We start from the raw sequence: 13,815 nt of genomic DNA, 5'->3' as shown, positions 1-13,815 counted from the left end.
CCGGATATATTTTGTCGACGATGCTATTTCTGGGTTAAGCGCTGCTCCAAAAGCTGGATTACCTCCCGATCCTTAACGTCAAGACAAATTTTAACTTTAGGCCTGTTTCGCCAAGGTTCCAAAGCTTTGGAACCTTCATGATCCGATTCCCCCAACGAAGGCCATGTCTTGCCCCGACTAATACCGTGTTGTGTTTCAACACGAACAGGGTACTCAACGGTTTTATATAGATTCCGGTCGATTAAATAGGCAATTACAGAAGAGTCGTGAACAAAGGTTCCATCGATCTTATTGGCCTTTATGAAAAAGTCCAGGTAAAACTGATAGGCTTCCATTACAAAGTCGTTCAATGGTGACCGGAACGAGGAAATTCTATTCAAGGTATCCCGGGAAAGCAGGGTTTTATGGGTAACGTCCAACCCTACCATGGTCATGGGCCAGTTTGCCCCCAAGACCTTATCGGCGGCTTCCGGATCCGAAAGCATGTTCGCTTCGGCAGCAGGTGTGGCATTTCCGGAGCAGAATGCATTTCCACCCATAAATACAATTTCCTTTACCTTATCCTGGATTTTGGGCTCCTTTTCCAATGCCCCGGCAAGATTGGTCAAAGGGCCCAGGGCAGCTATACGAACTTGGTCGGGATAGCGTAATGCCTGTTCGATAATGAATTCTTCGGCTCCGGTGTCTATCGGTTTTAAGGGACCGGAAGGTTTCCAGGTATTACCCTGCCCATCGTCACCATGAACAAAGGGCACACCGCCAAGGAATTCTCCCTGAACCGGTTTTGAAGCACCCTTCGCAACGGGAACATCCGATCTGTTGGCCAAATGAAGTAGACGTAAGGCGTTTTTAGTGGTTTGTTCGATATCGACATTTCCGAACACCGTGGTAATTCCCAGTATATGAAACTCTTTGGAAGCCAGGGCAAACTGCAGGGCCATACTGTCATCTACCCCGGGATCGGTATCAATAATTAATTTGTCCATAATTGGTCGTTTTGCTATTTTCAAATCAAGTACTTTTTTCGTTACCATAAAAGGACAAATGTCCAAACCAATTCAAATGATACGGACGAATAGCGAACTACTTGATTTCTTTTCCCAATGGGATGGCAAGGAGGGATACAAGACCTTTCGGGAAAGGCAATTTGGTCCGGGGCAAAAGTTGATCGTGCAGGGAAAGGAAGGGAGATTCGTCCATATTATAAAAGAAGGGATTGCCAAGTGCTATGTTTGCGAGGAAAACGGGAAGGAATTTGTACAGGAATTCTTTGGTGCAGGCGAATTGTTGGGCGAAATAGAGGTTTTGAACAACACCAGCACCTTTAGCAATGTTATGGCACTCACTACCGTTACTACATACTGCATAGGGAAGGGCGATTTTTGTGCTATGATGAACAATGTCCCAGGATTTAATTTGATGGTTTCCCGGGCCCTGGCCACAAAATTACGGGATTCCGCAATTCGTACTTCCCGTCAGCAAACCTATCCTACGGCCCATAATTTGAACAAATTGTCCCAACTTTTTTCCAAAGAGACCGGTATGTTTTCGAAGAAGGATATTGCGGATTATCTAGGGGTAACTTTACGCAGCCTTAACAGGACCCTAAAGCAAATGGAACGAATGGACCTGTTCAAGGAATAATAAAAACAATTACCGGTTCAATGGACCGATTGCCTTCCTAAAAAGGGCCCGTTCATCGAAAAGTATGATATAGAAGTCTCGCGAATAGGGATTTTTGCTATTTTCAACGAAAATTCCTACTTATGAACAACTATATCGCCCTCATCAGCTTTTTTGCCATCTGTTTTGTAATCTCCTGTCTGATTATCGCATTTACTTCTTCCGATCCTGACTGACGAAGTGTAGATTTGGATATATGCTCGGGAATGCTCATGGTCTTAAAAAGGCCCTAAACCATTTTCCGGACTTCTTGATAATCCTTTCCTGGGTGGCAAAATCCACATACACCAGGCCAAATCGGGAATGGTACCCTTCTGCCCATTCAAAATTGTCCATAAAGGTCCAGGCAAAATATCCCGAGACCTCCAAACCCTCGTTTTTCGCCTTTAGCACTTGTTTCAAATAATCCTGTAGATAATTTACCCTTCTTGTGTCTTCTACAGCCCCGTTTTTCAATTTGTCCTCAAATGCTGCCCCGTTCTCGGTAATAATGATTTTTTTAATATTGGGATACGCATTGAATTTGGCAATCATCTCATAAATGCTGGGAGGATGTACTTCCCAATCCATCACCGTAATGGGAACCTCCCGTTCACTGGCCTTTACGATTTTGGCCCTTAAATAAGGAACACGATAACTGTGTTTTACGACTTCCCTTGTATAATTCTGAATGCCGATAAAGTCGAACGCAAAGGTCATGTCCCTTTGGTCATTGGGCTGCTGGTATCGTTCAAGACGTTTTAAGACGTTTAGATTTTCCATGGGATACCCCAAGCCCAAGGTAGGTTCAATAAATAGGCGATTTAATAGGATATCCGCTTTTTTTGCCGCTATCAGGTCTTTTTCATCTTCTGAATACGGGGAAATTTGGGAACATGAAAACGTGGTGCCAATACAAGACCGTTTAACATCCTCCCTTAAGATTCTACCTCCAAGGGCTTGGCATAAGGTAGCGTGATGTACCGCCGGCAAAAAGTTTTTTAATCCTTTGCGCCCCGGTGCATGGACTCCGAGAAAATACCCCGCGCCCGTGAAGACCATTGGTTCATTTAAAACCATCCAATGCTTTACCCGATCACCAAAATACTTTGCACAAAGACGGGTATAGTCACCAAACCAACCTAAAATGTCCCGGTTCGCCCAGCCTCCTTTGGCTTCCAGGGTTTGAGGTAGGTCCCAATGGTACAGGGTAACCCAAGGAGTGATGCCACATTCCAGACAGAAATCTATGACACGATTGTAAAAATCTACCCCGGCCCTGTTTACCTCACCATGGCCCTTGGGCATAAGTCTTGGCCATGAAATCGAAAACCGGAAGTTTTTGATATGCATGGACTTCATCAGAAGGATATCCTCACGATAGCGATGGTAGAAGTCGCAAGCGACTTTCCCGTGGTGTCCCGCAAAAATTGTTTTTGGTTTTGCCGTGAAATCGTCCCAGATAGACATTCCCTTGTCGTCTTTCTCATAAGCGCCCTCAGTTTGATACGCCGCTGTGGATACGCCCCAAACAAAATCATGACCAAAATCGGTCTTGTTCAAATTAATAGGTTCGCTCTTGGGAATATTTCGCATGCGTATTTTAGTGGAGGACACCGGCGGTAGCCTCTTCAAGAATTCGGTCTATAATGGATTCCGTAATATCAGGATAGTAAACCTCCACTTTTCGATTGCTTTCCACCCAATCCTGAAGTTTGCCGAGGTGTTTCATCTTTAACGATTTTACTACCGGAACGCCCATTTCTTTCAATGCCGCGGCATTACACTGTTGTTCATACTGTCCTTTCATGGGGATAACCATAAGCTTTTTGCCCATGTGTAGTACTTCTGCGGGAGTCTCAAAACCTGCTCCGCAGAGCATGCCTTTACACGATGCCATACTTTGAATAAAAGCCTTATTGTTGATTTTACGAACGGAGACATTGTTCTGAAAAAAATTGGTGCGCGTATGTTTGGAAAAAACTTCCCATTGAATTCCCTTCACTTTGGAAAGCATATTCAGAATCTTTTCATCGCTATAGGAAGGTAAATATACCGTGTAATGATTTTTTGAACTTCGCGTGGTTTTTCGAATCTCTTGTCGTACAATCGGTGTAAATATGTTGTTGTTGTATTCTTTGAAATGCAAGCCGTACGATTTTGTTGTTGGCGCATATTTTCGAAGAATCAGCTTTCCCAAAAGGTCATTTTTTTTGGGTCTGGGTACCCCCGATGCCAAAACCGCCGCTTGGTGGCTAAAACCGATACATGCCTTGCTTTGCAATTTACAGCCCCATGCAGTTATCGGTTCAAAATCATTGATAATGAGATCGTATTGGGCCACGGGAATACTTTTGATTTCCTTTTGCAATCGCGCTGTATTGGTTTTTAGATACGTACGCCACATATCCACGCCTCCCTTTTTTCCAAAAATGAAACTCCATCCTTTTAATTGGTACGTAATGGGATAGGGAATAGGGATATCTGCCTGGGTGCCACTGACCAGGATATCCAGTTCTATATTTTTTCGTTCAAGGACGGGAATGATATCCCTGGCCCGACTCAAGTGTCCATTTCCCGTTCCCTGAATGGCATAAAGCACTTTCATTTGGAGCGATTCAAATTCGGTTTTGCCCAATACTCTTGAATTCCTGTAACAAATGTTCAAAGAGTACGTTTTTCTCCAGGACTTCTAGGGGATCGGCGACATCCACGTCCGAGGCCTTGGTCGATACATCTTCGCTATAATTGTATAGTTTCCATTTGCCCCGGTGGTATTCCAGCGAGGTGAGGTTTTCCACCCAATCCCCTGAATTCAAATACAATACGGATCCTTTGTCCGTTTGGATCTCCTTGATTTCCGGTTGATGGATATGGCCGCAGACCACATAATCGAATTTCTTTTCTATGGCAATATCGGCTGCGGTTTTCTCAAAATCACTTATGAATTTAATAGCCGATTTCACACCATTTTTAATCCGCTTCGACATGGAAACGGGTCCTTTACCCATTTTTTTGCTAATAAAATTGACAAAGCGGTTCAAGAGAATCAGAAAATCATATCCGATGGCGCCTAGCTTTGCGATCCACTTGGAATGCTGCATGGTTACGTCAAAAACATCTCCATGGAACATCCACGCTTTTTTCCCTTTTAAGGAGAGTACTACCTTGTTCGAAATCGAAAAAGAACCTAGGGTAAAACCTACGAACTTCCGTAGCATTTCGTCATGGTTCCCCGTAATATAATGCACCTTGACCCCATTGGAAACCCATTGCATAATCAGCTTTACCACCTTCATGTGGGACTTGGGCCAATAGCGTTTGCTAAACTGCCAAATGTCTATGATATCACCATTTAGTACGACTTGCTTGGGTTTTATGGATTTTAAATAGGCCAATAACTCCTTGGCGTGACATCCATATGTGCCCAAGTGCACATCTGAAATGACCACAAGGTCTACCGATCTTTTTTTCATAGGAAATAGGGGGTGTTGGTATATGTATCAAATCTGATCGCGAGGCCGATTGATGGATACGGTGAAGAAAAACAAAGGGAGCAAAATGGTTTGGTAAATACTAAGATTCGATGTTTTTTCACGCCAAAACAATCAGGTTATTCAAAGTTTGTAAATTATCCTTTAGACTTTTGCAAAGTTGGTTTTAAGGTTGCGTTAACTTCAGGTTATCAATTGGATTCCTGCCTAGAGCTTTCAACTCTTATTGAATTCGGTGGAATCAAAAAAGCCAATCCTAATACGTGGTCGGGTAACCGACTATCTAAGAGGCATATTGCGAAGGTGTTTTGCCGAAAAGCTCCTTAAAGCGTTTCGTAAAATAGGAAAGGTTGTTGAACCCTACCTGATAGGCAACTTCCGATACGTTCCCGGCCTTGTCCCTTAATAATTGTGCCGCCCTTTTTAGCCGATAGTCCCGGACAAAGTCCTGGACAGTTTGATCGGTCAGGGCACGCATTTTGCGAAACAACTGTGTTCTGCCCATGCCTACCTCCCTTGCCAAATCCTCAACCCCAAATGAGGAATCATCCAAACGCTGTTCCAACGTATGCAACACTTTTTTGAGAAAACGTTCATCCGTAGAGGTAACGGCCAACGCCTTGGGCTCCAAACGAAGCTTTCTGCTATATTTTTCCCGTAGCAATTGCCGTTGATCCACCAGGTTTTTTACTCGGGCCCTTAGTTCTTCCTTATCAAAAGGTTTAACAATATAGTCGTCCGCCCCTGTTTCAATACCCTCGAGTTTAGAGGCTTGGGATGCCAATGCCGTAAGTAATATCACGGGAATGTGGCTTGTTTTTTCATCCTGTTTTAGCTTTTCGCAGAGTGTCATTCCACTCATTCCGGGCATCATCACATCGCTGATGATGATATCGGGGATCTTCTTTTGGGCCAAGGTAAAACCTTCTGCTCCGTTGTTCGCTTCCTCAATTTCGTAGGTGTCTTGAAGTTGTTTCCGGATATAGGCCCTTACATCCGTATTGTCCTCCACGATTAACAATATGGGGAGTCCTTTTGTTTTGGCCCCTGGAATTTCGGAATCGGCAAAAGCCCTGGCGGGAACCACATTATGCAAGTCCCGAACCTTTTGCGTCTTTTCATCCTCGAGTATGATGTCCGCTTTCTTGAAACGCTCCCTGGTAATGGGAAGGACAACCGTAAAGACAGTTCCTTTGCCTTCTTCGCTGGCAACGGAAATATGTCCTTTATGCAATTCTACCAGTTCCTTGGTCAGGGCCAGACCAATGCCCGTTCCCATCTTTTCCCTGGTAAATGGACCATCTACTTGGTAGAAACGATCAAAAACTTTTTCCAGTTCCGGACCGGAAATGCCCAAACCCTCATCCTTTACCTCTATTTTTAAATAGGTGCCTTCTCTTGAAATTGTACCGTTTCCATCCGTTAAGGAAGCCATAAAGTCTATTTTTCCTCCTTCCCCGATATACTTGAAGGCGTTGGACAATAGATTATTGATGATCTTTTCGAGAGCATCGGAATCAAACCAACCTGATGCTATTTCTGGTGCAACGTTTATATGGAACGTAATTTCCTGAAAGTCGGCAAGCGAACTAAAGGCCGCGGCCCGTGCCCTCAAAAAGGTCTTGAGGTCGGCTTCCGCTAAACGCAAGGGCATATTGCCGGCCTCCAGTTTCGCAAGATCAAGTAACTGATTTACCAGGCCTAATAGCTTCTCGCCGTTTTGCTTCATTAATCGATAGCTTTCTTGATGTTCCCTGTTACCTGGCTTCGAGGATAGCAAATCGTTCAAGGGCCCAAGAATCAGGGTAAGCGGCGTACGAAATTCATGGGAAACGTTTGCAAAAAAACGTGACCTAAGGTTTACGAACTCCTGCTGTTTTCTATTAACGAGTTCACGGGACTTTAGCTTTATAGTATAGTTTCGAAATAAAAGAAGGGAAATAATGATCAAAGAGACAATTCCCCACAGCAGCAGGTTTCTTTGTATGGAACGTTGCTTGACCAGGGCTTCCTTGGTAGCTACTTCGGCTTGTTGTAGCTCCTTTTGCTTGACCAGAAGTTGTATTTGTTGGTCTTTTTTTGCGGTCTCGTACTGGATTTCCCGGGCCACGATGTTTTTGCTCGTTTCCTCATCAAAAATACTGTCCCTTAACACATAAAACTCTTCCAGATAGGAAAGTGCCTTATTTTCATTTCCCATTCTTTTATGCAGGTCATATAACGCATAGGACAGCTTGCTTTTAATATCCTTGCTGTCGGTTTGTCGGGAGACTTCCCATCCTTCCTCAAAAACCCTTTTCGCTTCGGCCCATTGCCGACCATTCGCGTAGATGGCGCCCAGCTCATACAAGCTTATCGCAATATTATGGTCATCCAGTTCAATGGATTTTTTTAGGGTAATACTCTTATTGAGGAATTCAGTGCCCTTTGCCGGATCATTACCCGCATACAGTACACCTAGGCTATGGTAGTTGAGGCTCAATAAATCCTTAAAATCGCCTTCCTCCGATAAAGCCAGGCTTTTATCGAAATAGTAAAATGCGGAGTCCCTTTGGGAACTTTTATCCATTGCCGCACCAAGACTATGGTAGTTGGAAGCAGTAAGTCTTGCATTGCCCACTTCCTGGCTGTGCAGCAATGATGCCCTATAGTATTTTAAGGCATTTTTATAGTTCTCCATGTTTTCGTACACCCCGGCGATGTTTTCCAAACAACTGGCCAACAGATAACGGTCACCTTCCTTCTCAAAGATTTCCAATGCGGAGAAAAAATCGGTCAAGGCCAAGTCATAATTGCTATAGTTCCATTGTATGGTTCCAAGATTAAAATTTACCTTGGCTACGGACAAACTATCACCGGCCTGGCCAAAATAGGGAAGGGAGGCCGTAAAGTTCGTGTAAGCATTCTGATTGTCACCCTTGTACAAGAAGACAGCCCCCATATTTAAGTAACCATCTGCTATCCCCAAGGTGTCATTAATTTGGTTTCGATAGTCAAAATCCTTTTGGTAATAGGAGATGCCCTTGTCATACTCGGCCAATGATACGTGAAGAAGACCTAGATTATAGTTAATATCATGTACCCCATCCAGATCACCTAATTTTTGAAATAACCCCTGACTTCTCTGATAGTAAAAAATGCAGCTATCCGTAATCCCCGAATAGAGAAAATAAGTCCCTCTAATTTTATCCGCCGAGGCCATACCGTATTCATGGTCATGGACTAGAGCTAGGTCATATGCCTCTTTTGCATAAAGGTATGAGGTATCCAAACTGACCCCTCGGTAGGCATTGGCCACATCCAAAAGTAGTTGGATTTGGGTAGTATCCTGATCACGACTCTTTTCGAGCAGTTGTTCCAGGCTATCAATTTTTGAGTCAAGCTGGGCATGGGTTACCCAGCAGTTTAAACAGATGAAGCCAAAAACAAAAAGCCTTCTCATGTTGATCGGATGGGTTGTTGGTATACCTACTAAGATAGTGGTAAAATCTATCATTTTTATAGCGATTCCCTAGATAATGGGATTAATACATGTAACATCGGTGCTAAAAATTGGAACATCCGTAGTAAGCCATCGCTCTCCATACAATTACTTTTGAGAGGGCATTGCAATAGTTGATACTGGACTATTGCAGCTAGTTTTATGTTAAACCAAAATAAATTGAAAGAATGAAAAATAAAGGTTTGGATTACCTGTACAGGAGAATAAGGGCCATGTTTTCTATGGTTATTATGTTCATAATACTTGGCACTTCAATTTCTTGCAGCAGTGATGATGAGGATTTGGTTATATCCTTGGAAGGCCAGACACTTTCAGTTTCCGATTTTACCGGGAATTGGACGGCTATAGGTGCGGTGTTTGAAAGTATCGATGTTTCCGGTACTCGATTGGACATTATTGAGGAGGGCGGAAGTGCTACACTGACCGTCCAGGCCAATGGCAGATTTTCCATCACGATAAACACTCCTGGACTGGGCTCGGAAACATTTTCCGGGGAACTTGGTTTTAATGGGGAGGAGTACGGAGACCTACTGATAATCGTCTTTGATGGTGATGCCCGGGACGATTATGAATTGTTCAATATCGCAATCGAAAACAATGTGTTGTTTCTGAGCGGTATTACCACTTTTGATTTTACAGGGAATGGAACGGAGGAGTCTGCCGTAATCAACCTGGATTTGGTAAGAAGTTAGCGAACGTACCTATGTCCAGTGGGAAGAATGACTATTTTTTAAGGGGAAAAAACTACGATTTGGCCCTAATAAAACCAAATACCCTTGAGCTTAGGTCTTCAAGCGTATCCACGATATAGGCATCTTCCAACAGATTACAGGCATGTACGGAACGTCTTGTAACATCGTTCGTCACGGCAAAGACCTGCATTCCGGCCTTGAGTCCGGCCTTGATGCCATTGACGGAGTCCTCAATGACCAAACACTCATCCGAATCCAACTGGAGTAGATTTTTTGCCTTGAGATAAATCTCGGGATCTGGTTTGCCCTTAATGACATCGTCCCGAGTGAGGATCAAGTTAAGTTTATCCGCTATCCCCAGTATGGCGGTCATCCTTGTGGCCTGGGGCAGATGGGACATGGTAGCCAAAACAATTTGTAACTTCTCTGAATGGGCCTTGTGCAAAAGCTCAAGGGTAAAGGGGCAAAAATGCCTGGATAAAAGAACCGCATCCTTAAGGATTTCATCATAAATGGATAGTCGTTTGTTGATGATTTCCTCCTTAACATTGACGGAATCCTGAGAGCCCAAGTGCAGTTTCAATTCTGATGAAAATTCCCCGTAAAGGCCATCTACAACCTTTTCCCGGGACAATCCCACGAATTTTCCAAAAACGTCCATTACCTGTTGTTCCAGTACGTTATGGTCGGTCAACTGTTGTATGGCCTGGGCATACGAAGTTGCCTTCAATACTTCCGTCTGGATAAGTGTTCCATCCAAGTCAAAAATTAGGGCCTTGATCATTATAGGCCGAATTTAGGAAAATTTGGGGCAAAAAGTATCCACTATTTTAAATGCGGAATTTCTTGGCTTGGAAATAAAATCGGTACCCGAATTCCCTTGGTAATAGCTATCTTTAGTTTACAAAGAGTTTTATGATGAAATCGGCCAACGCGGAACACGAAAAGAAAATTGCCGCTATCCAGTCCGTTTCCTTGGTTAAAAATGGGATGGTAGTGGGTCTGGGCTCTGGATCTACGGCGGTACATATGATCCGTAAATTGGGAGAAGAAGTTGGGAAAGGTCTATCCATAAAGGGTGTGCCCTCATCTGAAAAGACAGCCCAATTAGCGAAGGATTTGGGTATAGCGCTAATATCATTGGAAAAGGCCGGTAAGTTGGATATCAATATAGACGGTGCGGATGAATTCGATCCACAGTTCCGATTGATCAAAGGTGGTGGCGGTGCGCTATTGTGGGAAAAGATTCTTGCCCATAACGCCAAGCTAAATGTAATCATTGCCGATTCCGGAAAGAAGGTCAATGCCTTGGGTAAATTTAAGTTGCCTTTGGAAACCATCCCTTTGGCTACCCCAACAATACGTGCCCAGCTAATCGAAATGGGTTTGAAACCCGTCATAAGAAAACGCGATGGAAAAACGTTTAGAACCGATGAAAATAATTGTATTCTTGACGTCGATATTTTTGGAGTCAAGGATATAGACAGATTGAATAGGACTCTCATAGAAATGCCCGGGGTGGTTGAAACCGGACTTTTTCTGAAAACCACGGATCTTATCATCATGGGACAGGGCGATGAGACCCTATTTTTAAGGAATGATCGGGAGAGGGAACCTAGCTCCAAATAGAGGAAAATAGTGGCTTAAGGAAGAAAAAACTCAAGCTAGTAACGAGAGGAAAGCTTTATTTGTAATGCCTGTTTTATGCGAGAGGCAGGAGATTATGGGAGATAATCGGTGTTTCGAATCAGTTTTTTGATTTTTACCTTATCTTAACACCTTGGTAACGTATAGAATCAGGAGTCGATAAAATGGGAAAAAAGTTTAATCGAGAAGAATTCAAGCACCAATTGAAAAAGGAACACCCAAAAGTCGTCGATAAGGCGTACTTGCTGGCCAATGGAATGATCGAGGTTCATGGATATTCAAAGGAGAAGGCGTTTAGGGAGGCTTTGGCCATAGCAAGAAACTGGCTGGAAAACGGGGAGCAGTACCCGATCAAAAGGGACTGGTGATGGTTCCCTAATGCCACTATATAATTGATAACTTAGAGATTCTCATTTCCCCCAACCTTTAAAACCAAGGGATTGTAAAGTGTTTTCTGAACAGAGCAATTTTATACCGTTTGCGGTCTGTAATACTTTTTTCTTAACCAAAAAGCGACCCTCACCAAAAGAATAAGTGCAGGTACTTCCACCAATGGCCCGATTACACCGGCGAAAGCCTGACCGGAGTTTAATCCGAAAACCGCTATAGCCACCGCTATGGCCAATTCAAAATTGTTTCCTGCAGCGGTAAATGCCACAGAAGCCGTTTTGTCGTACTCCGCGCCCATAGCCTTGGTAAAGAAAAAACCGATGATAAACATCAAACTGAAGTACACCAATAAGGGCAAGGCGATAATGAGGACATCCATGGGTATCTCTACGATCAGTTCGCCCTTGAGCGAAAACATAACTACAATGGTGAACAACAACGCGATCAAAGTAATCGGGGAAATGGTAGGGATAAATTTTGTTCTGTACCATTCCTCACCTTTGAGCCTTACCAATACCAAGCGGCTAAGAATGCCCAATAGAAATGGAATACCCAAATATATGGCCACACTCTCGGCAATGGCTCCTATTGAAATGTCTACAATAGCACCTTCAAAACCGAAGTAGGGGGGAAGAATAGTGATGAATATCCACGCATAAAAACTATAGGCGAAAACCTGGAAGATACTGTTCAATGCCACCAGTCCCGCACCGTATTCACTGTTACCCTCTGCAAGGTCGTTCCAGACCAGTACCATGGCAATGCAACGCGCCAGCCCTATCAGGATGAGTCCCACCATATATTCGGGGTAATCCCTCAAAAATGTAATCGCCAGAATGAACATTAAAATGGGGCCGATAATCCAATTTAGAAGCAGCGATATGGATAGTATTTTGGTGTTACGGAACACTTTGGGCAATAAGGCGTAGTTCACTTTGGCCAGAGGCGGGTACATCATCAATATCAGGCCTATGGCAATGGGGATATTGGTGGTGCCACTGTTGGCCGTATTCAGCAATTCGGGAAATGATGGGAAAAAGTATCCGATACCAACGCCCAGGGCCATGGCAATAAAAATCCATAGCGTTAAATTTTTATCCAGAAAACTCAGTTTTTTGTTCGCCATGGTTATGCCTTGATTTTAGAAAAAACATAGAATAGTTCGGTCGCTATCTGTAGACTGCGTTCGCGATATTTTTCAGCCTGTTGTGCGGTATTATCGAAGGCCTTGGGATCTTCATAGGTTATAGGAATCCGTTTTTCGGCACCTGCTATGAAGGGACAGCCTTCATCCGCCTGTGAACAGGTAAGGATGGCCGCAAATTCGCTGCTGGGATTAAAATCGTCATCGAAGGTTTTTGAGAATCCGATCACGGGATGTGCATTTTCGGCATATTTGATGGCATACACCGGGTTTGGACCCTGGCCGATGGTTTTGACCTGAAAACCGGAATTGGCCAAAGTCGTAGCTGCCATGGGAAACAGGGCCGTGGCTTCCGTTCCACCGGAATAGCAATACACATTTTTTACATTGAAATAGGCCGCCATGGTCTGTGCCCAAACCTGTGACAAATGACTTCTTCTTGAGTTATGGGTACAGATAAAGTTGAGCCTTATCTCTTGTTCATGGTCTACTTTGTTCTGTATAAAGGTGATGAGCGGTTGTAACGTATTCCGGCGTTTGTCGGAAATGGTATCGATTTGTATTGAGGAAATCCCTTGTTCCAGTTTTTCGAAAACTACGGTCTTTGTGGTCATTGGTATATGTACTTTTTACTTAGCAACAATCATCGTTGGTCGGTAGATCTTGATTTAAAAAATCGGACATCACTTCTTTCATGACGATCCAGTTTTCTTTGTCAATGCAATAACAGACACTGGTGCCCTCTACATTTCCCTTTATAAGGCCCAAATGTTTCAACTCCTTCAAATGCTGTGAAACAGTGGGTTGGGCCAGCCCAATTTCGTCTACCAAGTTCCCACAGAAGCAGGAATCGGTTTTGAACAAATGTTGGAGTATGGCCACGCGTGCGGGATGCCCGAACACTTTGGCAAAGATTGCAATCTGGTTTTGTTTATCGGTAAATATTTCGGTCTTCGCTAAACCCATTTTTTGTATTTATTCATCGCAATATTACGATTAATACTGGAATGAACAAGAGAATAGGGACTGGGTCTTCTTAATCTTAACCATTTCTTAAAATAGCTGGTCGTGTGGATGGTATTGGAAATAGTGGGGTATACAAAAACATTTGTTTTATGAAGCCCTTAAATGGTAACGATTACTTACGTCTTATATATTGTTAATCGGTTTATTCCAAACCTTGGAGATTCACTGTCGATTTAGGTCTCATACAACGCGCCTCAATTGTAGTTATACGGCTTTGACGGGCATTTTATTATTTAAATACCTTTTACAAAATTCCTG

Annotated in this window: 13 protein-coding genes; 4 read left to right on the top strand and 9 right to left on the bottom strand. The window is 43.4% G+C overall.

The genetic code is table 11. The features are described 5' to 3' along the window. Window positions 1-23: 23 nt before the first annotated feature. A complete protein-coding gene (locus ACO06Y_RS01140; protein ID WP_422081988.1) occupies window positions 24-986 on the bottom strand; it encodes a nucleoside hydrolase in 963 nt (320 codons plus the stop codon). A gap of 76 nt (window positions 987-1,062) precedes the next feature. Between ACO06Y_RS01140 and ACO06Y_RS01135 the strand changes: the two genes are divergently transcribed. Further along, window positions 1,063-1,644: a Crp/Fnr family transcriptional regulator gene (locus ACO06Y_RS01135; protein WP_422081987.1), complete on the top strand. Its 582-nt coding sequence runs from the start codon at window positions 1,063-1,065 to the stop codon at window positions 1,642-1,644. 249 nt (window positions 1,645-1,893) lie between these two features. Here ACO06Y_RS01135 and ACO06Y_RS01130 read toward each other — a convergent pair whose 3' ends face one another. The 4 genes from ACO06Y_RS01130 to ACO06Y_RS01115 form a co-directional block, all read right to left on the bottom strand. Beyond that, window positions 1,894-3,258 carry a GH1 family beta-glucosidase gene (locus ACO06Y_RS01130; RefSeq protein ID WP_422081986.1) on the bottom strand — a complete coding sequence of 455 codons (1,365 nt, stop codon included), beginning with the start codon at window positions 3,256-3,258 and terminating at the stop codon, window positions 1,894-1,896. A gap of 7 nt (window positions 3,259-3,265) precedes the next feature. Then, window positions 3,266-4,270: a glycosyltransferase family protein gene (locus tag ACO06Y_RS01125; protein ID WP_422081985.1), complete on the bottom strand. Its 1,005-nt coding sequence runs from the start codon at window positions 4,268-4,270 to the stop codon at window positions 3,266-3,268. Between the two features lie 10 nt (window positions 4,271-4,280). After that, window positions 4,281-5,138: a UDP-2,3-diacylglucosamine diphosphatase gene (locus ACO06Y_RS01120; protein ID WP_422081984.1), complete on the bottom strand. Its 858-nt coding sequence runs from the start codon at window positions 5,136-5,138 to the stop codon at window positions 4,281-4,283. Window positions 5,139-5,439: 301 nt separating this feature from the next. Next, a complete protein-coding gene (locus tag ACO06Y_RS01115; RefSeq protein ID WP_422081983.1) occupies window positions 5,440-8,598 on the bottom strand; it encodes a response regulator in 3,159 nt (1,052 codons plus the stop codon). A 227-nt stretch (window positions 8,599-8,825) separates the two neighbouring features. Here ACO06Y_RS01115 and ACO06Y_RS01110 point away from each other — a divergent pair, with 227 nt between their 5' ends. After that, window positions 8,826-9,350: a hypothetical protein gene (locus ACO06Y_RS01110; protein WP_422081982.1), complete on the top strand. Its 525-nt coding sequence runs from the start codon at window positions 8,826-8,828 to the stop codon at window positions 9,348-9,350. Between the two features lie 52 nt (window positions 9,351-9,402). On the opposite strand, the gene ACO06Y_RS01105 is transcribed toward ACO06Y_RS01110, so the two are convergent. Further along, window positions 9,403-10,134 (bottom strand): HAD family hydrolase, encoded by a 732-nt coding sequence (locus ACO06Y_RS01105; RefSeq protein WP_422081981.1) that lies wholly within the window; start codon window positions 10,132-10,134, stop codon window positions 9,403-9,405. 131 nt (window positions 10,135-10,265) lie between these two features. Between ACO06Y_RS01105 and rpiA the strand changes: the two genes are divergently transcribed. Together rpiA and ACO06Y_RS01095 are read left to right on the top strand one after the other, a co-directional pair. After that, the gene (rpiA, locus tag ACO06Y_RS01100; protein ID WP_422081980.1) at window positions 10,266-10,979 is read left to right on the top strand and encodes a ribose-5-phosphate isomerase RpiA; all 714 of its coding nucleotides are present in this window, start codon (window positions 10,266-10,268) and stop codon (window positions 10,977-10,979) included. Between the two features lie 182 nt (window positions 10,980-11,161). Then, the gene (locus ACO06Y_RS01095; protein ID WP_422081979.1) at window positions 11,162-11,365 is read left to right on the top strand and encodes a hypothetical protein; all 204 of its coding nucleotides are present in this window, start codon (window positions 11,162-11,164) and stop codon (window positions 11,363-11,365) included. A gap of 101 nt (window positions 11,366-11,466) precedes the next feature. On the opposite strand, the gene arsB is transcribed toward ACO06Y_RS01095, so the two are convergent. From arsB to ACO06Y_RS01080, 3 genes are read right to left on the bottom strand one after another with little or no spacing between them, the layout of a single operon-like run. Then, the gene (gene arsB, locus ACO06Y_RS01090) at window positions 11,467-12,513 is read right to left on the bottom strand and encodes an ACR3 family arsenite efflux transporter (RefSeq protein ID WP_422081978.1); all 1,047 of its coding nucleotides are present in this window, start codon (window positions 12,511-12,513) and stop codon (window positions 11,467-11,469) included. Between the two features lie 2 nt (window positions 12,514-12,515). Further along, a complete protein-coding gene (locus tag ACO06Y_RS01085; RefSeq protein ID WP_422081977.1) occupies window positions 12,516-13,145 on the bottom strand; it encodes a low molecular weight phosphatase family protein in 630 nt (209 codons plus the stop codon). 19 nt (window positions 13,146-13,164) lie between these two features. Beyond that, window positions 13,165-13,497, bottom strand: coding sequence for an ArsR/SmtB family transcription factor (locus ACO06Y_RS01080; protein WP_422081976.1), 333 nt, complete (start codon window positions 13,495-13,497; stop codon window positions 13,165-13,167). Window positions 13,498-13,815 lie beyond the last annotated feature (318 nt).

Source organism: Ulvibacterium sp. (assembly GCF_965228935.1).
Lineage (GTDB): Bacteria > Bacteroidota > Bacteroidia > Flavobacteriales > Flavobacteriaceae > Ulvibacterium.
The sequence above is the reverse complement of the archived record's forward strand: the minus strand, read 5'-3'. Positions and strand labels throughout refer to the sequence as shown.